The organism is Enterococcus sp. LJL128 (genome assembly GCF_056924295.1).
Map to the genome: position 1 here is coordinate 40323 of NZ_JBXPBP010000001.1, position 24877 is coordinate 65199.

22 protein-coding genes and 1 other RNA gene are annotated in these 24877 nt (G+C 40.2%); 4 read left to right on the plus strand and 19 right to left on the minus strand.

The window, feature by feature from the left end; all coding sequences use genetic code 11:
* The 4 genes from AC1Z3K_RS00210 to AC1Z3K_RS00225 all read right to left on the minus strand — a co-directional run bounded on the left by AC1Z3K_RS00210 (nt 1) and on the right by AC1Z3K_RS00225 (nt 2843).
* Nucleotides 1–1173: a THUMP domain-containing class I SAM-dependent RNA methyltransferase gene (locus AC1Z3K_RS00210; RefSeq protein WP_426081706.1), complete on the minus strand. Its 1173-nt coding sequence runs from the start codon at nt 1171–1173 to the stop codon at nt 1–3.
* A gap of 232 nt (nt 1174–1405) precedes the next feature.
* An RNA gene (gene rnpB / locus AC1Z3K_RS00215) (RNase P RNA component class B) lies at nt 1406–1774 on the minus strand.
* 18 nt (nt 1775–1792) lie between these two features.
* Nucleotides 1793–2212 (minus strand): cell division regulator GpsB, encoded by a 420-nt coding sequence (gene gpsB, locus AC1Z3K_RS00220; RefSeq protein WP_461731444.1) that lies wholly within the window; start codon nt 2210–2212, stop codon nt 1793–1795.
* A 91-nt stretch (nt 2213–2303) separates the two neighbouring features.
* Complete coding sequence (locus AC1Z3K_RS00225) at nt 2304–2843, minus strand: SLOG family protein (protein ID WP_426081708.1); 540 nt, start codon at nt 2841–2843, stop codon at nt 2304–2306.
* Nucleotides 2844–2905: 62 nt separating this feature from the next.
* Between AC1Z3K_RS00225 and recU the strand changes: the two genes are divergently transcribed.
* Both recU and AC1Z3K_RS00235 read left to right on the plus strand, forming a co-directional pair.
* Nucleotides 2906–3523, plus strand: a complete 618-nt coding sequence (gene recU, locus AC1Z3K_RS00230; protein WP_461731445.1) for a Holliday junction resolvase RecU — start codon at nt 2906–2908, stop codon at nt 3521–3523.
* Between the two features lie 30 nt (nt 3524–3553).
* A complete protein-coding gene (locus tag AC1Z3K_RS00235; protein WP_461731446.1) occupies nt 3554–5860 on the plus strand; it encodes a PBP1A family penicillin-binding protein in 2307 nt (768 codons plus the stop codon).
* A 347-nt stretch (nt 5861–6207) separates the two neighbouring features.
* Here the strand turns inward: AC1Z3K_RS00235 and AC1Z3K_RS00240 are convergent, their stop codons facing one another.
* From AC1Z3K_RS00240 to rhaB, 6 genes are all read right to left on the minus strand, one after another.
* Nucleotides 6208–7818, minus strand: a complete 1611-nt coding sequence (locus AC1Z3K_RS00240) for a CTP synthase (protein WP_426081711.1) — start codon at nt 7816–7818, stop codon at nt 6208–6210.
* A 674-nt stretch (nt 7819–8492) separates the two neighbouring features.
* Nucleotides 8493–9644 carry a lactaldehyde reductase gene (fucO, locus tag AC1Z3K_RS00245; protein ID WP_461731447.1) on the minus strand — a complete coding sequence of 384 codons (1152 nt, stop codon included), beginning with the start codon at nt 9642–9644 and terminating at the stop codon, nt 8493–8495.
* Between the two features lie 188 nt (nt 9645–9832).
* Nucleotides 9833–10144, minus strand: a complete 312-nt coding sequence (gene rhaM / locus AC1Z3K_RS00250) for an L-rhamnose mutarotase (protein WP_426081713.1) — start codon at nt 10142–10144, stop codon at nt 9833–9835.
* 10 nt (nt 10145–10154) lie between these two features.
* Entirely contained in the window at nt 10155–10982 is an 828-nt protein-coding gene (gene rhaD, locus AC1Z3K_RS00255) for a rhamnulose-1-phosphate aldolase (protein WP_426081811.1), read from the minus strand.
* A 45-nt stretch (nt 10983–11027) separates the two neighbouring features.
* Nucleotides 11028–12314, minus strand: a complete 1287-nt coding sequence (gene rhaA, locus AC1Z3K_RS00260; RefSeq protein ID WP_461731448.1) for an L-rhamnose isomerase — start codon at nt 12312–12314, stop codon at nt 11028–11030.
* The gene (rhaB, locus tag AC1Z3K_RS00265) at nt 12315–13781 is read right to left on the minus strand and encodes a rhamnulokinase (RefSeq protein WP_461731449.1); all 1467 of its coding nucleotides are present in this window, start codon (nt 13779–13781) and stop codon (nt 12315–12317) included.
* A gap of 180 nt (nt 13782–13961) precedes the next feature.
* Between rhaB and AC1Z3K_RS00270 the strand changes: the two genes are divergently transcribed.
* Entirely contained in the window at nt 13962–14831 is an 870-nt protein-coding gene (locus AC1Z3K_RS00270) for a helix-turn-helix domain-containing protein (RefSeq protein ID WP_461731450.1), read from the plus strand.
* A gap of 260 nt (nt 14832–15091) precedes the next feature.
* On the opposite strand, the gene AC1Z3K_RS00275 is transcribed toward AC1Z3K_RS00270, so the two are convergent.
* From AC1Z3K_RS00275 to bglB, 7 genes are all read right to left on the minus strand, one after another.
* Nucleotides 15092–15496, minus strand: coding sequence for a hypothetical protein (locus AC1Z3K_RS00275; protein ID WP_461731451.1), 405 nt, complete (start codon nt 15494–15496; stop codon nt 15092–15094).
* A gap of 318 nt (nt 15497–15814) precedes the next feature.
* Nucleotides 15815–15994, minus strand: a complete 180-nt coding sequence (locus tag AC1Z3K_RS00280) for a transposase family protein (RefSeq protein WP_426081718.1) — start codon at nt 15992–15994, stop codon at nt 15815–15817.
* 365 nt (nt 15995–16359) lie between these two features.
* Nucleotides 16360–17193, minus strand: coding sequence for a sugar phosphate isomerase/epimerase family protein (locus tag AC1Z3K_RS00285; RefSeq protein ID WP_461731452.1), 834 nt, complete (start codon nt 17191–17193; stop codon nt 16360–16362).
* A gap of 467 nt (nt 17194–17660) precedes the next feature.
* Complete coding sequence (locus AC1Z3K_RS00290) at nt 17661–18956, minus strand: TRAP transporter large permease (protein ID WP_426081720.1); 1296 nt, start codon at nt 18954–18956, stop codon at nt 17661–17663.
* Between the two features lie 3 nt (nt 18957–18959).
* Nucleotides 18960–19445, minus strand: coding sequence for a TRAP transporter small permease (locus tag AC1Z3K_RS00295; RefSeq protein WP_426081721.1), 486 nt, complete (start codon nt 19443–19445; stop codon nt 18960–18962).
* Nucleotides 19446–19454: 9 nt separating this feature from the next.
* Nucleotides 19455–20471 carry a TRAP transporter substrate-binding protein gene (locus AC1Z3K_RS00300; protein WP_426081722.1) on the minus strand — a complete coding sequence of 339 codons (1017 nt, stop codon included), beginning with the start codon at nt 20469–20471 and terminating at the stop codon, nt 19455–19457.
* Between the two features lie 17 nt (nt 20472–20488).
* On the minus strand, nt 20489–21595 hold the full coding sequence (gene bglB / locus AC1Z3K_RS00305) for a beta-galactosidase BglB (RefSeq protein ID WP_461731453.1): 1107 nt from the start codon (nt 21593–21595) through the stop codon (nt 20489–20491).
* A gap of 261 nt (nt 21596–21856) precedes the next feature.
* On the opposite strand from bglB, the gene AC1Z3K_RS00310 reads away from it, so the two are divergent.
* Nucleotides 21857–22711 (plus strand): AraC family transcriptional regulator, encoded by an 855-nt coding sequence (locus AC1Z3K_RS00310; protein ID WP_461731783.1) that lies wholly within the window; start codon nt 21857–21859, stop codon nt 22709–22711.
* A 392-nt stretch (nt 22712–23103) separates the two neighbouring features.
* Here AC1Z3K_RS00310 and AC1Z3K_RS00315 read toward each other — a convergent pair whose 3' ends face one another.
* Nucleotides 23104–23907 carry a gluconate 5-dehydrogenase gene (locus tag AC1Z3K_RS00315; protein ID WP_426081725.1) on the minus strand — a complete coding sequence of 268 codons (804 nt, stop codon included), beginning with the start codon at nt 23905–23907 and terminating at the stop codon, nt 23104–23106.
* 104 nt (nt 23908–24011) lie between these two features.
* The gene (gene kduI / locus AC1Z3K_RS00320) at nt 24012–24851 is read right to left on the minus strand and encodes a 5-dehydro-4-deoxy-D-glucuronate isomerase (RefSeq protein WP_426081726.1); all 840 of its coding nucleotides are present in this window, start codon (nt 24849–24851) and stop codon (nt 24012–24014) included.
* Nucleotides 24852–24877 lie beyond the last annotated feature (26 nt).

The following is a 24877-nucleotide window of genomic DNA, read 5'->3' on the forward strand; positions in this document are numbered from 1 at the left end:
CTATCCCTCTTTCTCCTCATTTCTTGGCTTCCTAGGCGGACGTTCTCCCCAAAATTGAAACAGATCCGTTCTCAATGCACCATTATACAGTTTTCTTTTCTTCGTCGCCTTCGCTCCATAATATTGCTCAAAGGTTAAATCACTAGTCAGAATGTATTTACTCCAAGTTTTTAATGGACGGAAGACTTCGCCCATTTCTTTATAAAGCTCCCGAACCGTCTCCTCTTCGCCCAAACGCTCACCGTACGGAGGATTGGCAACAATTACTCCATACTCTTTATCTGTAGAAAAATCCTTCACTGCCAGTTGCTTAAACTGGATAGAATCACCTAAACCAATCTCTGCCGCATTTGCCTTAGCTATCTCAATCATCCGCCCGTTGATATCTGAACCGGCAATATCAAGCACTGCATCATAGTCAGCTTGCGCTTCTGCCTCTGCTCTCACTTTTTCAGTTACTGCTGAATCAAACCAATCCCAAGCTTCAAAAGCAAATTCCCGGTTAAAGCCTGGAGCAATATTGTGGCCAATCAAAGCAGCCTCAATACACAAGGTCCCTGAACCGCAAACAGGATCATAAAATGGCCGGTCCTTGCGCCAGTTCGTCAGCATCACCAAAGCCGCCGCCATATTTTCTTTCAGCGGTGCGCCGCCCTTATCCAAGCGGTACCCCCGTTTAAATAAGCTAGGACCTGTTGTATCCAATGTCACAATCACATGATCCTTCAACAGTGCAACCTCTAGCTGAAAAAATGCGCCTGTCTCTGGCAGCGGTACACTAGCAGGACGATGGTATACCTCTCTTAAACGGTTAACAATCGCCCGTTTCGTAATTGCCTGACAGTCTGGTGTACTGTAAAGCTTGGATTTTATTGATTTACCTGCTACTGGAAACTCTGCATCAAAGGGTAAAAAATCTTCCCAGGGTAAAGCTTTCACCTGTTCAAAAAGCTCATCGAATGTAAAAGCATCAAACTCACCCACGATGATTTTCACCCGGTCTGCTGTACGCAGCCAAAGATTAGCCGTAGCAATCGTCTCCATCGTTCCTTCAAACCTTGCCCGTCCATTTTCAACTTCACAAGGAATCCCTAAGTCTCTCAGTTCTTTTCCTACTAATGCTTCTAGACCGCTGGCTGCTGTTGCTACCAGCTGATATGTTTTATTTGCCATGTTATGCGCCTTCTTTCTATTATAGTGCTGCTTTGTTTACTGTTCATGCTCCAAATCAACCGTAATTTGCTCTTTCTTCTGCAAATCTGCTGTTTGTCATCGGATTTTTTTAATCAACCCAGAATCTGGATGAAAAATTCGTTTCTGCTGCATTTTTCAAACAAGTCCTAGTCTTTTTCGAAAAAAAAGCCTTCACAACAACGTTGGAAGGTCAGCCTGATTGCCTGTAATTTTCTGTAAGCCATGTTCTGTATCAAATCCTCTCAGGTAAAAGAATCTGATGGTTACCATCTATCTGCAGATATTTCTGCCTCTTCTACTCGTTCATTTCCTTTAGAAGAGTGCCCCTACCATTGTTTGGGTTGCTCGCTCGAGGGGTTTACCGCGTTCCACCAGCGTCGTTTCCCACGCTGCTTCGTCACTGTGGCACTTTCAAGGATACTCAGGCGTAGCCGAAGCCTTAGCCCTTTTTCCTGCCGTTATTCTCAAAAGAATACCTTAGCTTATGGTTTCGCTAAGCACGAACACTACAGACATCTCAGCCTGTGCGAGCATGGACTTTCCTCAGTCTGATTTAATCAAACCGCGGTAACCCGAAAATTACAGGATCATGATTGTTTTAGAATTGACGTGTTTCTGTGTTGTCGACTGGTGCTTGCGGTGCTGGTTCGTAAACTGGCGCAGCATGGTGTGTCGGCGCTGCAGCTGGTGTATCATCCAGCTTCTTGCCAAAAACCTCACGCTCTAAATTAGAGAGACGTTTCAGAATATCAAAGTTAGTTACGGCTGCACTCTTAGGCGCATCTGGAACTACTGAGCTTCTGCCCGGCATAGACGGCTGCACTTTAGCTGCCTGATCAGCCTTTGCGGAAAGTCTGCTGTTTTCTTCCTGTAAAGCAAGGATTTCTTTGTTGTATGCTTCATAATCCTTGATGACGTTATCCAAAAATTCATCCACTTCAATCGGATCATAACCACGCATTTTTGATTTAAACTCTTTTTGTAAAATTTCCTTTGGGCTGTATATCAAGTTTGCCATATCTACACCTCATATTTATATTTCTGTACTCGAATTCACAATTCAACATTTTCATTGTATCTAAAAACAGGCGGAAAATCAAACAGATTCTCTATTCTAATGCAAAATTTTGTAAATCATCCATGGAAATCATCCGTTTTTCATAGAAATGGGTTTCGGAAAACTGTTCTGCTTCCTTCTCAAAAAACAACGTCTTCCCTGGATATTCTTTATCATATATAAGCAGACAGCCTTGTGTATGATCTAAAATGAATGCAGTATGACTCTTGAGCTGTGCCGGCGATTGATACGGCTGCCGGCTGACATAATCAACGTAGTCGGCATTTGCCTCGATTTTTTCAAGCAGCTCTTTATTTTTTTCATTCCAGTTTTCACCGAACCCCATAAATGGATAAATCACACCAAGATTGACTTCATATTCTTCTTTCAGCTCCAGCACAATTTCTCCTGCCCAAAGCTCTACACCCAAATTTCCGGCAATTAAAAACCACTGAACTCCCTCTTCCAGAAAGTTAATCAGTTCACTTTTTAACACTTTTTTAATAACCCCGACTTTCGGGTCATTTTCCTGAAATACATTGAGTTCAAAGCTTCTATAGCCCGTAACAAAGACAGTTTTTATTACTTCCATAAGAGTTTCCTTTTCTTTCGTTCACATTTTTTGCTATAATATTCGCTAGGAGTGTGATATAAATGGTTTTCCATTATCCAAATGGTACTCCCTTCAATAATAATGAAGCAAACAATCAAAAAAAACAAGAGAAAAAGAAATCTGTCGACTTTGCTAAACGGGGCATGAATTTTGAAGACGAGATTAATCTAAGTAATACTTATTACCTAAACCGTCGTCTTGCTGTGATTCATAAGAAACCCACCCCTATTCAAATCGTTAAGGTTGACTATCCTCGGAGAAGTGCTGCTGTCATCAAGGAAGCTTACTTCAGACAAGCTTCCACCACAGATTATAATGGTGTATATAAAGGGTATTATCTAGATTTTGAAGCAAAAGAAACCAAGAACAAAACATCTTTTCCTTTTAAAAACTTTCACCAGCATCAGATTGATCATATGGCACAATGCCTTGAGCAACAAGGAATCTGCTTCGTGCTATTATGGTTTTCTTCACTGAACCGCTGCTTTTTTCTAAGTGCTGAAACGCTCATCCATTATTGGACAGAACAGCAGACAGGAAAAAAATCCCTGCCACTGAAAGTACTTGAAACCGAAGGAATAGAAATCAAGCTGGGGCTAGCACCCAGAGTGCCGTATTTAGATGCAGTCGCGCGCTATCTTGAAAAGAAGACTGACTGATTTTTGTTAAGATAAAGGAGTAGGTAGTATATGTCAAGCGAATTAGGGACACGTTCACAGAAACATTCCCATTTCTCAGCTGGTTCAGCCCCGACTGGTTCAGGGTCAAACGGCCAGCCGAAAAAAAAGAAAAATATTTTTATTCGAATATTAATTGTTTTAGTTTCATTAGGCTTTACAGCACTTTTAGGCGGTGCCATTCTTTTTTGGTCCTACGCAAAGGATGCGCCGGATTTAGATGACGACCGGCTAAGCGATACAGTTTCTTCAAAGCTTTATGATATCAATAATAACGTTTTTGAAGAACTAGGGTCTGAAAAGCGGGAGCTGATTCAGCCGAATGACGTGCCTCAGCTGCTGAAAGACGCAGTTGTCTCTGTAGAGGACAAGCGCTTTTATAAGCACAACGGGGTTGATCCTATTCGGATTATTGGTTCTGCCTTTTCAAATTTCAAAACCGGCGGACTCCAAGGAGGTAGTACCTTGACTCAGCAGCTGATTAAGCTTTCCTTCTTTTCAACAAAGGAATCTGATCAGACATTGAAACGGAAGGCTCAGGAAGCCTGGATGGCCGTCAAGCTGGAAAGAGAAAAATCAAAAGACGAGATTCTTACCTATTATATCAACAAGGTATACATGGCAAACGGTCTTTACGGGATGCAAACGGCAGCTGAAACTTATTTTGGCAAACCTTTGTCAGAACTGAACCTGCCGCAGACAGCGATGCTTGCTGGGATGCCCCAAGCACCTAATGACTATGACCCTTATGTCCATCCTGATTTAGCGAAAGAACGGCGCGATGTTGTTCTTTATACGATGAAAGAAAATGATAAAATTACCACTGCTGAATATGAACAGGCGAAAGCAGCGCCGATTGAAGATGGTCTGCTGCCTCAAAGTGAATCAAGCGATGAAAGAAAAATCGTTGATAATTACGTTACAGCAGTAATTGCTGAAGTAGAAGAAAAAACTGGTAAAAATGTTTATACTGACGGCCTTGATATCTACACAAATCTTGATATGGAGGCGCAAAAGAAATTATTCGACATCATTAACACTGATGAATACGTTGCTTACCCAGATGAGAATATGCAGGTTGCTTCTACTGTCGTTGATGTTCAGACTGGCCAGGTACGCGCTCAGATTGGCCGACGGAATGTCCCTGATGATGTTCAGCGGGCGGAAAATCTAGCGACAAATAATCGGCGAGACATGGCGTCTACGATGAAACCATTGATTGACTATGGACCAGCGATTGAATACTTGGATTATTCTACTGGTAAAATTATGTACGATCAGCCAACGACTTATACAGATAAAACACCTGTTTATAACGCCGATTTACAATATTATGGCGCACTCACTATGAGACGGGCGATTATGGGTTCACGAAATACCACAGCTGTTCAAACATTTAACGCAGTTGGAAAAGATAAGGCTGGAGAATTTCTTAAAAATCTAGGCATTGAATTCAAGACCTTAAATGAAGCAAATGCGATTTCCAGTAATATGAACGAGGGCGAAGATGCTAAAGAATATGGCGTTTCTTCCTTAAAACTGGCTTCTGCTTATGCCGCTTTTGCAAATGGCGGAATGTACAACAAGCCTTCGTATATTCACAAGGTGGTCTATCAAGACGATTCTGAAGAAGAATTTGCTCCTGAAAGTAAACGGGCAATGAAAGAATCAACTGCCTATATGATGACAGATATGCTTAAGGATGTTATTAACGGCGGAACAGCATTTAACGCCGGCATTGACGGCTTGATTCAAGCTGGTAAAACTGGAACAGCCAACTATACAGATGCTGACCTTGAAAAAATTGGTATTTATTCAAATATTGCACCAGACAGCACATTTGTTGGCTACACTACGCATTATGCTGTTTCAGTATGGACCGGCTACGACGACCGTTTGACACCGATTCATTCAGAATACTGGGGAACTGCATCAGATGTATACCGTGAAATGATGACTTACCTATCTCAGAATGTTTCAAACGATGACTGGGTTATGCCGGACGATGTTGTTCGAATTGGTGCTGAGCTTTATGTTAAAGGTGCAACCAATCAACAGGCTCCTGTATACACCTCCAGCTATTCGACTGAAAGCAGCACGACAAGTGAATCCAGCAGTACAACGGATTCTACTTCAAGTACATCTACATCAGAAGCACCTGTCGTTCCGCCAACAGAAACATCGACACAAGAACCACCAACTCAAACGTCAGAACCAACGCCGCCAACAACTGACAGCAGCGACGTCACACCACCTGTTACTCCTGGCGGCGGTGATGGCGAAAATGCCGAGAATGATAACCCCGCTGCACCAGGCTGATTACAATTAGGAAAGTGAGTGGGACATAAGTACATGCCTGAACTCTTATTTCTCTAAAATCCGAATAAACGGCGTTCCAGTCTTTGTATGCTTCGAGGATTGCAACAGAGTGAGAACCGTAGACGCAAAAGTAGCTCTCTCAAACAATAAGGCGAGTCAGAAACATGATGTTCTTTATCATGAGACTGACTCGCCTTACTGCTGAAGTAAGCTTGCTCGTAAAGCCAAACATTAGCAAAATACTTTTCTGTGTAGCCTTTACAGGATACCTAGATAGCTTATTCCCCTTTATCAATAAAAAAGCATCTGAGCCAAAAAACTCAGATGCTTTTCTCTATTTTTAAGTACTAATTACTTTGACTATTTTTAAGAGCCGCTCCGACAAATCCCTGAATCAATTTTTGCGGACGGTTCGGACGGGAAATCAATTCCGGATGGAACTGACAGCCCACAAAGAATTTCTTCTCTGGAATTTCAACAATTTCAACCAGACGGTTATCTGGAGATACACCAGAAAAGACTAGACCGTTTTCTTCGAAAATCTGACGGTATTTATTGTTAAATTCATAGCGGTGACGATGGCGTTCCTGAACAACCTCTTGATTGTCATAGGCCGCTGCCGTCACGCTGCCTTTTTTTAGTTTGCAAGGGTACAGTCCTAAGCGGAGAGTTCCACCCAGATTCTCTACATTTTCCTGATCTGCCATTAAATCAATAATATTATTGGTAATATCCGGATTGGTTTCTGCTGATCCGGCATCTTCTAAGCCAACCACATTACGGGCAAATTCCACGCAAGCCATCTGCATACCAAGACAGATTCCTAAAAATGGTACATCACTTTCACGAGCATAGCGAATTGCTTCAATTTTCCCTTCAATCCCGCGATCACCAAAGCCTCCTGGAACCAAAATCCCATCTGCTCCGCTAAGTAATTCACCAACATTTTCAGCCGTTACTGCTTGTGAATCTACCCAGTCAATTTCAATTTCTGAATCAAATGAAAAGCCTGCATGCTTCAAGGACTCTACTACTGAAATATACGCATCTGGTAGTTCAACATATTTTCCAACAAGAGCAATTTTGGTTTTCTTTTTCAGGTTTAATACTTTTTCTTCCAATGCACGCCATTCGGTCATATCTGCAGCAGGAGCATCAATCTTCAAATGGTCACAGACAATCTGATCCATGTTTTGTGCTTGTAAAGCCAATGGAATTGAGTAAAGCGTTTCTACATCTCTTGATTCAATAACTGCTTCCGGTTCTACATCGCAGAATTGCGCCAATTTATTTTTAGTTCCTTGAGAAACAGGTAATTCCGTTCTAACGACTAAGATATTTGGCTGGATACCCAGACCACGCAGTTCTTTCACACTATGCTGTGTCGGCTTGGTTTTCATTTCTCCAGCAGCCTTTAGATAAGGAATTAGGGTTGTATGGATATACATCACATTGTCTGTTCCTACATCAGCTTTCATCTGACGCAAAGCTTCGAGAAACGGCAGAGACTCAATATCCCCTACTGTTCCGCCGACTTCTGTAATGATGATATCAGAATCGGTCATTTTCGCTGCACGCATAATCTTGTCTTTGATTTCATTGGTAATATGAGGAATAACCTGAACAGTTGCCCCTAGATACTCCCCCTTACGTTCTTTTCTAAGAACTTCGGAATAAATTTTTCCTGTGGTAACATTTGAATACTTGTTTAAATTGATATCAATAAAGCGTTCATAATGTCCTAAATCCAAATCTGTTTCGGCACCATCATCTGTAACGAATACTTCTCCATGCTGATAGGGACTCATTGTTCCCGGATCCACATTAATGTAAGGATCGAATTTTTGAATCGTCACCTTTAAACCGCGATTTTTAAGTAAGCGTCCGAGAGAGGCAGCTACAATTCCTTTTCCGATTGAGGAAACAACGCCGCCGGTAACAAAAATATATTTTGTCATAATTACAAAAACCCCTTCTTTTCTTATGATAATTTTGGAGAGGATATTGAACAGCTTTTATTCAGACATATCTAGCTAGGAAAGTAACGAATCTTCACTGACATACCAAATAAAAAAAGAAAACGCCCCTATCCAAAAAGAATAGGGAGCGGATAATGTTCAATTTCTGACCTTCTCAAAGGTGCCCAAGTAGTATAATACAAGCAAAATCGCTCAAGGTCAAGTATTAATGAACAGATCTTATATTGGCTCTTTAAAACATAAAGAATTCAAGTTTATGTCAACAATGTGTTTAGATTAAAATAATGACATTGATGCTTCCCAGCAGGCGACAATGGGCTTTACATTACAGTATGTTTAGATTAAAACGAGGGCTAGTCTTTTGACTAGTCTTCTTTTTTGAAGGATTCACATTACACTATGTTTAGATTAAAACCGGATCTTGTTTAGCCCTTGCTATGACTGAACTGAACAGGGCATTTCTGTCGACCTCGCTTTTTTTTGCTCTTTATTTATAGATTTTAGAGCACTTTTAACAAGAAGTCAATAATATCAAGGTTTTCGTCTGCTGTCGATCCCCCGTTCTTTTTACAGTATTGACGGTCGACAGATAAAAAACTCGCTGAAATCTTCTATCGAGTAGAAGTTCAACGAGTTTTCTTCATTCATATATCTTACATCAGGCTTTGATAAAGAGAAATAATCTCTTCCACTGAAGCATCTCTTGGATTGCCTGGTGTACAGACATCTTTAAAGGCATCAGCAGCAATCTGTGGAATGTCTTCAGCTTTCACGCCCAGTTCAGAAATGGTAGCTGGGATTCCTACATCCTTGCTCAACTGATCAATCCCTTCACAGGCTGCATCACGCACCGCTTCGATGGACAATGTTTCTGCGTCTTTAATCCCTAATGCTAGGGCGATATCCCGATACTTTTCTCCGGTAAAATCCTTATTAAATTTCATAACCGTTGGCAATAAAGAAGCGCAGGCCACACCATGAGGAATGTTATACCAAGCACTCAATGGATGGGCCATCCCGTGAACCAGTCCCAATCCTACATTGGAAAAGCCCATACCGGCAATATATTGTCCCAGCGCCATAGCTTCCCGTCCAGCCTGATGACCAGCGACAGAATCTCTTAGCGAACGACCGATGATTTCAATCGCTTTGATATGAAGCATGTCCGTCATTTCCCAGGCACCTTTGGTAATATAGCCTTCAATCGCATGCGTCATGGCGTCCATGCCTGTAGCGGCAGCCAGTGCCTTCGGCATTCCCATCATCATATCACTGTCTACAAAAGCCACAATTGGAATATCATGAGGATCAACACAAACAAACTTACGATGGTTCTCTTCGTCTGTTATTACGTAGTTAATTGTTACTTCCGCTGCAGTACCTGAAGTGGTTGGCACGGCTAAGATAGGCAAGCAAGGCTGCTTGGTTGCCGCCACGCCCTCCAAGCTGCGGACATCAGCGAACTCTGGATTGTTTACAATAATCCCGATTGCTTTCGCTGTATCAATAGGAGAGCCGCCGCCAATCGCAATAATGCAGTCTGCTCCGGCCTCCTTGACTGCCTCTACGCCATCTTTGACATTCTGAATTGTAGGATTTGGAACAATTCCGTCATAGACACTATAGCTAATACTTGCTTCATCCAACAGAGCCGTAACCTTTGTTGCAACTTCAAACTGCACCAAGTCCTTGTCGGTAATCACAACCGCTTTTTTAAAGCCTCTTTTTTGGAATTCTCCCGGCACTTCTGCAATTGCCCCTTTTCCAAAATACGATGTTTCGTTTAATACCATTCTGTTTGCCATTTCCTATTTCCTCCTCATGTGTTATTTTTCACAAGTTTATCTAAAAGAGAGACGGTTCCAAGCCGCAGCTCTTCATTTCTGCGCAAAAGTAAACGTTTCCCAATTACCCTTACCATGCCTTCCGCTGCAAAAAATCCTTGAAGAAAAAGAAGCTGAAACAGAATCCTCTTTTTCTTCAATCTATTCCATTATAATTCAAATACTGGCAACAGGTCCTCTGCAACTGGCGAGTTATCTGGATTGGTTTCCATAATATCTGCCATGTAATCCCACCATTTGCGGTTAATAGCTGTTGCTGCTGTTTTTCCCCACAGCAGTTCATCTTTTATCTCCAGATAAGCAAAAAGTGTACTTGTTTCCGAATCCAAAAAGATTGAATAGCTCACTGCGCCGTATTCTTTAAGCATTTGTTTCATTTCCGGCCATAGCTCATCGTGCCGTTGCTTATATTCTTCATGCTTATCAGGATATACTTTCATTTTCACTGCTTTTTTAATCATCTAAGCACTCCTATTTTTCTTTCAAATAACCTGCTTTTGGTTCTACACCAAAGGCATCAGCTAACGCCCAGAGATTTTCATCGGTAATTGTCTGTCTCACTCCACCTTGCGCGCAGACGTACGTATAGATTTCCGCTGCTTTTTCCGCTGTTTCAATCAATCCAAAAACCTCATCCATATCTTTACCAGCTCCATAAATCCCATGCTGCGGCCATAAAACAAGGCGCGTTTCTTTCATTTTTGCTGCAGTTGCTTCACCGATTTCATTGGTTCCAGGTACTAGCCAAGGAATAATAGAAACGCCTTCCGGGAAAACAACTAAGCATTCTGTACACATTTGCCATAAGGTGCGGGTAAATGCTTTTTCATCCAGCTCATGTGTAAAGCTCATAGCCAACAAATGGCTGGCATGGTTGTGCATGATAATCCGATTGTCAGGATCAACTTCCAAACGAGCGATATGGCTCATGAAATGGCTGGGAAGCTCACTGGTTGGTACAGCATTGTTCTCTAAACCCCATAAGAGCTCTACAGCACTTCCGTCCTTGCTTACGCGCACCACACCTAAGTTTTCAGCAGGAGCATCGCAAACATTCTTGAAGTATTTCCCTGAACCTGTCACGATAAAATATTTGCCCGCCAGCTTACTGCCGTCAAAAATCATTGGGATTGTTCTAAGCACATTTTCCGGATTAAGAAAGGGTAGGATTTCTTCTTCTGTTAGCAGATAAGAAATATTTCCTCCGTTCCGTTCATCCCAGCCTAAGCGGTAAAGATTTGCCGTAGTTTTTGTCATTTCCTGCACAAAAGGTGCATGTAGCATATCCATTTTTTTCATCATTCTGTTTGTCTCTCCTTCGATTTTCCATTAATAAGCTTTTTTCTACGAAAAACGGCAGCTTTCTTTACCATTACCAGTCATTCTTTGACTCAATACGTCTTTTTCATACTGCTTAACTTCAGCAAGCCAGTCTAAATTTACAGGTACTCCATTTATTTCACAGTAATAATTCCAGACATCAGCGAATGGAAAATCCTTTAGTTCTTCAATCATCGCTAAACGAGTTGTATAATCTCCTGAATTTTCGATAGCCTTCAGCTCTTCGGTTGGTTCAAGCATTGCCTTCATAATCGCTTTTTGAGTATTTCTTGTACCAATCACCCAAGCTGCTATCCGGTTAATCGTTGCATCAAAGAAATCCAAGCCAATATTTGTTATTGGCAGCAAGTCGTTGCGAACCAGCTCTCTACCGATTTCCTGTAACTCGTCGTCCATAATGACCACATGATCACTGTCCCAGCGAATCGGACGGCTCACATGTAGAAGAATCCCTTTACTAAATAGAGACAAGGAAGACAGTTTATTGGAAATCACTTCCGTTGGATGGAAATGACCAGCATCCAAACAGACAAGCTTGTTTCTAGTTAACCCATAGCCCATATAAAATTCATGAGAACCAACCGTATAGGCTTCTGAACCAATCCCGAACAGTTTGCTTTCAACCGCATCCAGCGTATACTCTGTGCTTAGCTCTTCTGAAAAAATCTCATCAAGAGACTCCATCAATCTTCTTCTTGGCGCCAAACGGTCGATAGGGTTGTCTTTAAAGCCATCAGGAACCCAGAAATTATTTACACAAACCTGTCCCAGCTCTTTTCCAAAATATTCAGCAACCCTTCTTGAACGTTTTCCATGTTCAATCCAAAAATCGCGAACTTCCTTATCTGGTGATGCTAGAGTAAATCCATCCTTGTACATTGGATGAGAGAAAAAGGTCGGGTTAAAGTCCAATCCCAGCTTTTGCTCTTTAGCCCAAGAGACCCATTTTTCAAAATGCTTCGGCTCAATTTCATTTAAATCAACTGCTTCATCTGTATCAAGATAAATCGCATGCAGGTTTAGTTTATGATTCCCCGGAATCAGTCCATAGGCTTTTTCCAAATCCTGTCTCAGCTCATCCGGTGTACGTGCTGCCCCGGGATAGTTGCCGGTAACAGATATTCCTCCGGAAAGCTCCTCGTCACTTAGAAACCCTTTAACATCATCCCCCTGCCAAACATGCATGGAAATTTTTACGTCGTCCATTTTCTTCATTACTGCATCCGTGTCCACACCAACAGCAGCATATCGTTTTTTAGCATCTTCGTAGCGTTGTTTTACATCAGTCATTTACTTTTTTGCTCCTTCTATCATAGATTTATATGCTTCAATAATTTGATTATCAAATGGCTCCGGCTGATGAATAGAAAAATCAAAGGATTTTTGAATCACCTTGCGGGCTTCTTCAAGATTGCTAAAAATTCCAGTAGCAATCATCTGCATTAGAATATTGCCAATGGCAGTTGCTTCACCAGGGCCTGCTTCAACTGGAATGCCCGCTGCATTAGCAGTCAGCTGATTAAGAAATAGATTATTTGCACCGCCCCCGACAATATGAAGCTTATTGATTTTTTCTCCAGTTCCAGTCAAGCCTTCCATTTTTTCCAGCTCTACAGCATAGCAAAGGGCTAGATTATCGTAGATACATCTGGCCAATTCGCCGGCTGTTTCTGGAACCTTTTGATTCGTATTGCGGCAATAGCTTTGTAATGCTTCAATCATATTATCTGGATTTAGAAATACTGGGTCATTCACATCAATGAACTGCTGAAATCCAGGAGCCGCAGCAGCCTGCTCGGCAAGCTCCGCATAGCTATACTGATATTTCTGCATTCTTGCAACCTCCTGAATCAGCCACATTCCCATAATATTTTTCAAAAAGCGAATCGTGTTATGGGCGCCCCATTCATTTGTGTAGTTTTCAAAAAATGCTTGTCGAGAAACATTAAACAACGTTGTCTCGATTCCTAGAAGAGACCAGGTACCGCTGCTAATATATGCCCAGTTTTCCCCGCAGCCTGGAGTTCCGATGACTGCAGAAGCTGTGTCGTGTGTTGCTACAGTAATAAATGTGGCTTCCGGCAAATCCCTTGTTGGGAATTTTTCTTGCAAAAGAGTACCCAGTACTGTCCCAGCTTCTACTAATGGGGGCAGCTGTTCTTCTCTAAGACCAACCAGCTTTAACAATTCACCATCCCAATTTTTGCTTTCCGGATTTAAGAGCTGCATGGTTGAAGCGTTTGTCTTTTCTGTTACTGCCTTCCCAGTAAACACGTAGCCTATATAATCAGGAATCAGCAGCAGCTGGTGTGCCTCCCTCAGTTTTTGCTGGTCTTCTGCCAGCAGCTGAAAAATAGTGTTGAAGGGCTGAATCTGAATGCCGGTTTTCTCATAAAGCTTTTCTAAGGAATAGTGTCTGGTAAATTCCTGTACAGCGCCTTTCGTCCGATCATCCCGATAAGAAATAGGCGCCTCTTTTAAGCAGCCGTGCTTATCAATTAAACAATAATCAACCGCCCAAGTATCAATTCCCACATAGCATTTCTCTATACCGGATTGTTTGACTTTTTCCAACCCGTTAATTATTTCCTCTATCAGACGGTTGATTTCCCAGCGATCATGCCCATCTTTTTGGGAAAAGCCATTTTTAAAGCGATGAACCTCTTCTAAAGTAATCCGACCATCTAGCTCATAATTACTTTTCATCAGCCGACCGCTGGAAGCACCAATATCGACGGCAATATATGCTTCTTTCATTCTTCCACCTTCTATTACACTTTTTTGATATAAAAATAAAGCGATGTCATTTTTAGCAAAAATAGTTTATTTATTTGTTTACAAAGTAATAATAGTATCAAATCAATCCTTTTACATCACACAATTTTGATATATAATTGCACTATCTTGGTATATACATTTAAAGGAGGGAAATTAGCTATGTCCTATTGGGAAAATGCGAATCATTCATGGAGCCCTGACTCTACTCGATACATTAATACACCTGATCAGAAAAGCCGCGAGCTCTTCTATTATATTCAGGAAATCGGTCACTTTAAGGCTCATCAGCCCTACTTTACTGAACGAGCAAATCTCCCGTCTTTTTTAGTCAAATTTACACATTCTGGGGAAGGAAAACTAATCTATAAGAATCAACATTATATTTTGAAAAAGGGTGACGTTTTCTTTATCGACTGCCGTGAGTATCAGCACTATCAGACAACCAGCGACGAGCCTTGGGAAATGGATTGGATTCATTTTTTTGGCGGAAATGCAGAGGCCTTCTATCAGGAATTTATGAAAAATGGCACAAATGTTTTTCACACAGAAATGAACACACTAGCTAATCCTATTCATTTGATTATCAATCAGATGCTGCTAATACAAGAAAATCAGCACGCCCAGACGGATTATCAGGTTTCGGTTTTACTTCATCAGCTGTTAAACGAGCTTTTGCTTCAGAAAAATCAGCTGGATTTTACCTATGAAGAAATTCCTGATCACGTACTTGCTATGAAGGATTTTCTGGATCAGTATTTTAAAGAGGTCATTTCCATGGAACAGCTGGAAAAGCTATTTCATGTCAACAAATACCAGTTGAACAAAGATTTTTCCCGCTATATTGGCCAACCGCCTATTAGCTATCAGATTAATAAGAAAATCTCTTATGCGAAAGATTTACTTCGCTATTCCAAGCAGTCCATCAAAGAAATTGCAATGGAAGTTGGTTTGGAAAACTTTGCTTATTTCAGTCGTTTGTTTAAAAAAAGAACTGGTCTTTCCCCCAGCAGCTACAGAAAAATCGGCTAGCGTTAAAGGCTTTACCAGTTTCTCTATTATTTAAGGTTCTTATTTTTCGCAGTATTAGAGGAAGGTATCTTTCCAGTCACACCGGCAAGGTAGAAAGAATCAGTTACTTTCAATCAGCCACCTAGATGACTCATATCGTTTCTTTTAATCAAAAAAGAGCTTAAAACAAAATCGGATTTTTGTTTTAAGCTCTACGCTGTTATTTAATTTTTAGTCTTACAAGCAGCTTTGATGTAAAACAGTTATTCAAACTAATACACTTATTTTCTTTCATTCATTAAAGCCTTTAAGGTCATTCCTCCACCAGCACCTATCAATACCATAATCAAGATATAAACATAAAGCGGTGTTGCCATTAAGCGAATATGCACGCTAGTAATAATACTAAAGACGATTAGAACAACACCTAAACCCATCAATAGCTTAGCTATCACCGATTTCATATTATAGAAAAACAAAACAATCCCGGCAATTAGCGGAATAACTACCAATCCGTTAGAAAAACCATACCGGCCAAATCTGAAAAAGTTCGTGCTATACCAAGAAGAACTTACATAGACTCGGTTAAACAGCATAAACAAACCAATCCCTAAAAGAATATTTCCGAAAAAAAAATTGCCGGTTTCATCTTTTTTTCTTTTTCCCACACTATTTTTCTTTTTCATTTTTACTCCTCCAACTCGATAACAAGAACCTCTTTATAAAATTAATATAGCATAGGCTATTTTTAAAGTAAACGAGGTTCCAGTTGGAAGTACGACAAAAGTATGAAACTAACTCTCTTGATTATAGATACTTAGTCAAGGGCAAAACAGAAATCCGGAGACCGCACTAATGAATTGAAACAGCTAGCCGGAAGCGACTCAGCTAAAATCGTGCCTATTCCATTCCTAAATAGCGTCAAACTCGCTGTATTCCTTATACTAACAGCGAGTAATTCCCTATTGCTTCTACAGCTGCTTCAATTCTTTACTGGCTCCTTCCTATTGGAGACAATCCTGTACTCGATAGAGATAAATCATTCCCATGACTCGACAAATGGTGTCTTTTGAAGGAACACCATTTTCCAAACTAATAAAGTGTTTCAAAATCGTTTTATTACGCAAAGCGAAAAAATGACTTTCTTCCCATTCGTTACAATTTACCAAGTAGCAAAAAAACAATCATCACACTAGCTGATAATGAATGAACCACCTTGCGTGCTTGACGAGAATCAGTGACTTGAGATGAAAAACAAAGAGGACCTTCATGAAAAAAGTGCCCTTCTACATTGAATTGATAGTTTCAGTCTAGTTCATTACTACCAACAGGAAAACAGATTCTTTCAATTTTCTCACTTTCTTTTTCCTTCATGCGTTTGTCCTGGGTCGGAAGTTCGTTCGTCTAATGCTGAGCTATAATTTTTTACATTAGACTTCTCTATGAACTTTCTTTTTTGCCAAAATAAATCGACTACTATTAAAAACGTTTATCTGATCTAGTCCCTAGATATTTTTGAAGAGACTTTATTACTTGATTACACTGTAATTTATTTAAATTTGGCTATTAATTCTCTAGCTCTACTGATTTTCTCATTTTTTGTTTCTTCCAAAACAATATTTATCAAAGGTTTATGAGTATTAATAATCTCCAACATCCCTTCGATGTCCATCAAGCCTTCTCCTACAGCTGCTGGAATAACCTTTCCAGCTTCAATAACAAAATCTTTCAGGTGAATTGCAGCAATTTTTTCACCAAACAGCTCAAATGCCTGTTTTAAAATAGTGGTTTGCTGCTGATAGTTTGCAGCGGTAATCAAATTGGTCGCATCCAAAACAACACCCAAATAATCAGAATCAATTCGTTGTATCAGCTGATTCATACGCTCAACAGAGTAAATCGGATGGTTTAAACCCGGCTCGATTCCTACTAAAATACCGTACTTTTCTCCACACTTCACCAGCCGCTGAATCGATTCAACGGCTAATTCAAAAGCTCCTTCTGTAAAATTCTGTTCCGTAAAGACAATTTCTGGTAAGACATTCCCAGTTTCAGAAGCTACCATAGAAGCACCAAAGTATTTTGCATACTGTACGTAAGCTTCAAATTTCTGCAGAAGCTCCTCCCTTGTATCTTGATTAGGATGAATCATATTGATATAGCAGCTCAAAATGGCAATTTGAACACCACTTTTCATAAATTCATTTTTTATAAATGTTCCAAATCCTGGAGATAAGTTTTCCTTGCCGCTTGCTAATTTCGGAAACGACATACCTAATGCCAGTTGAACATTTTCTATGCCAGCTTCTTTAATTTTTGCCGGCAAATCTGTTATAGAGTACCCTCCTGTTAAATCATGGCCTCGAACTGTTAAATTATACAAATTAGTACCCTCACTTTATTAGTAAATTCTTTTATTGATTGCTTCATATACTTGAAAGCCTTGCATCACACGTAAAATAAAATTCGTGTTACCCAGAAAATAACCAGCGGGCATCATTTTAAATTGTCCACTGCTATAAATAAGAAACAGAGGATGTGACAGTTGCATGTCGCCATCCCCTAAAACGGTATTTCAGAAGCAGACTCTTTGGAAAAAAATCGAGTCCTATTGAAAATATGAAAAGCTCTACATAAGTCTCAATCATCCGCTACTCAATTCCCACGCAGCGTTTCTTGTTTTCTTACTTTCCATATCCTAATACTCCTGTCCAAACCTTTGCTTATTTTACAATTCAGATAATGCATGCTCCCCCCTTCAATCTATAAAAACTGCCTTCTCTGGTTGTTTGTTGGTTCATCCAATCAAAAATTTGGGGTGATTAATTAGATAAACAGTGGTGAATGTGATTAAGAAGCGAGATTTGGCAGCCACATAACAACTTGCGGGAAATAGGTAATCAAGAAGAGTACCGCTAAAATTGCTAGATAGAACGGAATAAGCGGCTTGAGCATTTTTTCAGCCTTAACCCCGCCGACACTGGCTCCAACATACAGGCCGGTTCCTACAGGCGGTGTGATTGAGCCGACACACAGATTCATGATGGCAAAAAGTCCAAAATGAACAGGATCTACGCCAACACTGGTTACAACCGGCAGAAAAATTGGTGTGAAAATCAAGATTGCCGGACCTACATCCATAAACATTCCAACTAATAACAATACAATATTTACCAGCAGCAGTACTAACAGTTTATTTGTTGTCAGACCTAAAATCGCTGCACTAATTGCTTGAGGAATGCCGGTAAAAGCCATTGCAAAGGACATCATTGAAGATGTTGCCAATAAGAAAGCAATCGTTCCCGTTGTTAACACCGCATCCTTTAGCATTTTAGGAATGTCTTTCACCGTTACTGTTTTGTAGAAAAACATCGCAATGAGCAATGAATAGGCAACCGCAATTGCTGACGCTTCGATTGCGGTAAACAAACCTGTTAAGATTCCGCCGATAATAATAACAATCAGCATCACACTTGGCAGCGCTTCTTTCAGCACTGTGCCAACTGCTCCAATTTCAGAACGAGTAACTGTTTTATAGTTGTTTTTCTTAGCATGGATAAATGCAACAATCATAATTCCGATGCACCATAGAGCACCTACCAGATAACCGCCGAGAAACAATGAGGAAATCGATGCACCACTGGCAACCAGCGAATACATGATAAATGCTGTACTGGGCGGGATAACCATGCCTGTTGGTGCAGAAGCAATGTTCACTGCTGTTGCAAACTTCCGGTCATACCCAGCCTTTACCTGCTGAGGAATCAACACTCCGCCAATGGCTGTTGAAGCAGCAATCGCTGAGCTTGACATTGAACCGAACAGCGCATTACCTAAAACATTCGTATGTGCTAAGCCTCCTGGTACCCGACCGACAAACAACATGGCAAAATTAACGAGCTTTTCCGCTATTCCTCCACCATTCATAATAATTCCCGAGAGAACAAAGAACGGTATTGCGACCAACGAAAAGCTATTTAGACTGGACACCATTTTTTGAGCAGAAGTAAATACTGCAATATCAAATGGAACAACTAACAATAATGTGGCTATAGAAGAAACGGCGATACTGATTGCAATCGGCATTCCTAATATCAGCAGTATGGCAAAAACGATAAATAGTATTAAACCAGCTTCCAACGCCATCTTTTATTCCCCCTCCTGAACACTTTCTTCTACTGGTTTTTCCAGTAGATTCAATAAGCTGTAAATAAACATAATCACTCCCGATATTGGAACTGCCAGATAGACATAGCCCATCGGAATAGAAAGCGATGGCGAAATTTGTCCCATAGTTACTGTTACAGCTTTCCAGCCGCCGAATACCATGATAACTGCAGCAAACAACAAGAATAAAATTTGTACAACAATTTCTAAAAGACGTTTGTTGCCGCCCTTCAAATGATCACTTAGCAGCGTTACTGCTAAATGACTTCTTTTTCCCACTACATAAGCAGAGGCCAGCATCGACAGCCAAACTAGACCAAATCGAACAAACTCTTCGGTAATTGTATTAGGATTATTCAGCACAGTTCTGGCAAATACTTGATAGAGAACGACTAAAATCATAACTGCCAGCAGCACAGCTCCGAAAACCTCTAAACATTTATCTAAAATATTCCTTACCGTTTTCATAGTGACCTCCTAGTTCATTTCGTCTGCTACAGCACGAATTTTCTCGTATAAATCGCTGTAGTTTTTATCATTTTTGAATTGATCATGAAGCGGCTGAACGGCTTCCTGGAAAGGCGCACTGTCTACATCGTTATAAACCACACCATACTCTTCCTCGGCAATTTTTTTCTCTTCCTCAACCGCCTTTTTAAATACTTCTTTTTCAAATTCAGTGGATTCTTTAGCAGCTTCAACAACTGCTTCATACTGCGCATCTGTAAGACGTTCTTTCACATCATCATTCATGATTACAATATCCGGTACGCGAGTATGCTCATCATAAGAGTAATACTTCGCAACGCCGCCGTGTCCTGCTGTATATAGTACGAACTCATTATTTTCGGCGCCATTAATTAAGTTTGACTGCAATGAAGTATAAACTTCCGAACTGCCCATGGGAACGGGTGATCCGCCTAAGAGCTCCACCATCTTAATCGCTGTTTCACTTTGCATCACTCGAATCTTTTTCCCTTTTAAATCCTCAGGTGTATTCACAGGACCGCCTGTCATATAAAAGCTTCGCTGACCAGAGTCATAGTAGGTTAGACCAATGAATCCTAAGTCTTCAGTTGAGTGATAAATCTCATCCATGATTTCCTGATTCTCCATCACTTCAAAAAAGTGCTCTTCATTATCAAAGATGTAAGGTACAGCAAAGATTGAATAATCCTTTGAAAAGCTTTCCAGTGCAGAACCGCTAACCTTTGTAAAATCAATTCCGCCCGTTTGAGTCAGTTCAATCAGCTCAGTTTCCCCACCTAGCTGTCCATCGGGAAAATACTCAATACTTACTTCTCCGTTTGTTTTTTCTTCAACTAAGCGGCCAAATTCCTGCATAGAATCGATAACCGGCTGGCTGTTACTGGCATAAGCATACCGCAGCACAACCTTTCCATCGTCAGCTGCTTCGGATTGACTACAGCCGCTTAATGCTATCAGACCAGCTGTTGACAGCAGCAGCCCCGTAATAAGATGTTTCATTTTCATCATTTTTCCTCCTGTTTTTAGCAATAAGAAACAAGCAGTTCTGTCAGACACAGAATCGTCAATGACTGTCCATAAGGCATTGCTGTCATACCAATGTTGCGGTAGAAGTCCAAATCATCACCCATCCCTGTTCCGATTGAAACATGCTGAACTTCTCCTTTTTCATCAATCTCTTCTAATAGACCAGCCATCGCTTTATAAGCAACCGCTTCATAGTCACTGCTGATATAGCGTTTATGAACAGCTTTCAAAATACCATATGCAAAGCCGGCAGTCGCAGAGGATTCCAGATACGAATCAGGATCATTCAGCAATGTATGCCACAGTCCTGACTCATGCTGGTAGTCTGCAAGAGATGCTACCTGAGCGTTTAGTGTATTAATTAGGAAGGCTCTTAATCCATCTCCTTCAGGAAGCTCTAAAATTTCAATAATTTCAGGAATTGCAATCGTAATCCAGCAGTTACCTCTGGCCCACAATGCTTCGGCATAGTTATGATTGCCTTCAAAAGTCCATCCGTGATACCAAAGGCCAGTCTTTTTATCCATCAAATATTTGATGTGAATCAGAAACTGGTGCCTTGCCTCTTCCAAATAATGAGGGCGATTTAAGAGCTTACCAATTTTCGCCAGCGGCAGAACAGTCATCATCAACGTATCATCCCAAAGCTGATTAGTATTTGGGGGACCATAAGTCGCATGCTGCAGTCCGTTTTCGTTTGTTCTAGGCATATCATGCATGACCCATTCCGCCCATTGCTCCAAGTAAGGAACGTATTTAGGATCTTTCGTATCCTCATAGAGATAAGCCATCGTCAGCAGCGGAGCCATTGTGTTGACATTTTTAGGCGGTGCTCCTTCTTTCATGCGGGCATCAAACCAATCATTTACAACTTGTAAAGCCTTTTCATTTTTAGTAATCCGATAGTTCTTATAGATCCCATACAAGCCGACACCTTGAGGCCAGTTCCAAATTGTCCAGCTCTTATCATCAACCTTTAATCCATCAAAGTCCAATAGGAATTCTCCACTGTTATCTTTAATAGTTGTCAGATTTTCAATCATCAAATCAATTTTTTCTTCAACCGTTTCTTTCGGTACAAATAATTCCTGTTTAATAATCATCGCTGCATTAACTCCTTTTCGATTCTTTGTTCTATTATTACTCGAGTTTTTTCAAAGCGCTTTCAACACTAGGTATGTACTTAGTTTAACAAGTCAACAAAATTATTTATATAATAAAAATTGCTAAATTACTGTCAAAAATTGCATATAAAGCCTTTTCAGTGTATTTTTAGTGTATTATAGAAGCGGATACATTTTTGAAATAAGGGGGAGTTCATTTTGACAGACTCTAAATTGATCAATACTTCACTAGTAAATTCGATGATTTCCAATGACTATGAAGTCTTTCATGTTAAGGATTTTGTCATCCAAGAGAAAACGCTTTATCATTACCATGATTTTTATGAGATTCATTGTACCTTAATGGGTACAGCCGAATTTTATTTGGATGGTCAACAGTATCTTTTAAAACCAGGTTCGGTAATTTTTATCCACAACCTGGACCTTCACCGCATCGTCAAACAGAACTCTGATTTTTTTGAAAGAGTTTATATGTTTATTACGCCAAGCTTTCTAAAAAAACGCTCTAGTAAATATACGAATTTGGAGCGCTGTTTTCATCCAACTGGCCGTACAAAGAGCAAAATTATTCAGACTGATCCGGAAAAGCTGCGTTATTATCTTTCACTGATTGAAGCACCAGCAGATAAGAAAGAATATGGATTAGATTTAATGTATGAACAACAGTTTGTAAACTTTCTCATTTATTTGAACAAGCTGGTAATGAATGAGGAAAAAGAGGTTCAACCAAAACAGGCCACGGAAAATACCTTGATTGAAGACTTGATGAATTACGTCTCAGAAAATCTCAGCGAGCCTCTAACCTTGGACGATGTAGCAAAAGAATTTTTTGTCAGTAAATATTATATTTCCCGTACCTTTAAAAGCAGCACAGGTTTCACCTTTCATAATTATGTCTTAAAAAAGAAATTGCTCTATGCCAAGCAATTGTTAGTGACTTATAAGAATTCTAATGAGATTTATCTGCAGTGCGGCTTCAAATCTTATCCTCATTTTCTTAAATGCTTCAAAAAAGAATTTGGTATGACACCAAAAGAATTTTTGAAAAGGCATCATACTCAGGAAGTTGTGTTTTTTGATCATCATCAAGCATAATTAAGGTTAAAACAAGAGATTGCTTTCGGCATATATGAAAGTCTCTGTGAATAGGAAGGATCGTTTTAGATGAGTAAAAGGAAATCATAGAAATGATTGCTCAGATTTCTGTGAATCCCTCTTATTTTGTTGTGGAGTCTGTTTCTTCATTTATACGTTTACTTAGCTTCTTAATGGATAAAAAATTTACTGCTGCTGCTCTTTTTTAGACAGAATATCTATCTAAAGGAGTAGTTCTATAAAAAAACAGAGCTGTTTATTCCCTTCATTCACGCATATGAAAGGACAGCTCTGTCGATTTTATTTACTTAGGAATTTTTTTAGTTTCAGAAACATATTACTTAGAAAACCATTCATACATATTTTCTTTTACTTAGGTGATTAAAAGCTGATTATGGTTGTTTACCAATGTAAGCTAGAATACCGCCGTCTACATACAAAATGTGTCCGTTAACAAAGTCAGAGGCTTTCGATGCTAGGAATACAGCAGGCCCAGCAAGATCATCCGGTGTACCCCAGCGAGCTGCCGGCGTCCGGCCAACAATAAATTGGTCGAAAGGATGACGAGAACCATCCGCTTGCTCCTCACGCAACGGTGCTGTTTGCGGTGTTGCAATGTAGCCTGGGCCAATGCCGTTACATTGAATATTATACTCACCATACTCAGAAGCAATATTCTTTGTCAACATTTTCAGGCCGCCTTTAGCAGCTGCATACGCACTAACTGTTTCCCGTCCTAACTCACTCATCATTGAGCAGATGTTGATAATCTTGCCGCTGTTTTGCTCCATCATTCCCGGAAGAACAGCTTTAGACATAATGAAAGGACCATTCAAATCAATATCAATGACTTGACGAAAATCTGCAGCTTCCATTTCATGCATTGGTGTACGCTTAATGATACCAGCGTTGTTTACCAGAATATCGATAACGCCAACTTCTTCTTTAATTTGTTTAACCATTGCCTGAACCTGTTCTTCATTGGTTACATCGCAAACATAACCTTTTGCATCGATTCCGACTTTTTTATAATTTTCAATCCCGTCATTAACTGATTTTTCATCAATATTGTTAAACACGATTGTAGCACCTGCTGCAGCTAAAGAGCTGGCAATCTCAAACCCGATACCATATACTGCCCCAGTAACTAAGGCGATTTTTCCATCTAATCTGAAGCTGTCCATCTTAAAATCCATAATTTCATCTGCCTCTTTTCTTTTTTATTAAAGGGAGCAAACTAAGTGCTCCATTATTTCTATCCATTTAAAACTTTAAATACATTGCTTTAGCAGCCAGTTGTCTATTTTAATTGATCCATCGGCACCATATCCATGTCAGTATATGTGATATTTTCGCCGCACATTGCCCAAATAAATGAATAGTTACTAGTTCCAACACCAGAATGAATAGACCAGCTTGGTGAAATTGCTGCCTGCTCATTGTCCATTACTAAATGTTTTGTTTCATCTGGTTTGCCCATCATGTGAAAGACACGTGTGTCCTGCTCCATATCAAAATACACATAAGCTTCCATCCGTCTTTCATGGGTATGACACGGCATTGTATTCCAAGAACTACCTGGTTCTAAAATCGTATATCCCATTTGAAGCTGACAGCTTTCGCAGACATTTGGGTGAATGTATTGATAAATTTTACGTTCATTTAGTGTTAGCGGCTCACCAGTTTCCATTGGTTTAATGTCATCAATACTAATTTTCACATTAGGATATTTGTGATGTGCCGGTACACAGCTGATATAGAATTTTGCAGGATTGGCAGCATCCTCAGAAGAAAAGACAACATGGCGAGTTTCTTTTCCAATATAATAGCCATCTTGTTTCTTCATTGATTCTTTTGCGCCATCGATTTCAATAAAACCTGGTCCGCCAATATTGATTACCCCTAATTCACGGCGTTCAAGAAAATAATCCACGCCTAGCTCTTTATCTAGTTTAATTTCCAAAGCCGCATTCGTTGGCGTTACTCCACCAAAAATCATTCGGTCATTATGGGTATAAGTCAGACTGATTTCACCAGGAACAAACACCTTCTCTACTAAAAATTCATCTCTCAGCTGTTCAGTAGAATAATGACGAATATCCTCCGGGCTATGAGTATAACGAGTTTCCATATTTTGCATGTTTCATGCTCCTTCCTTTAATTAGC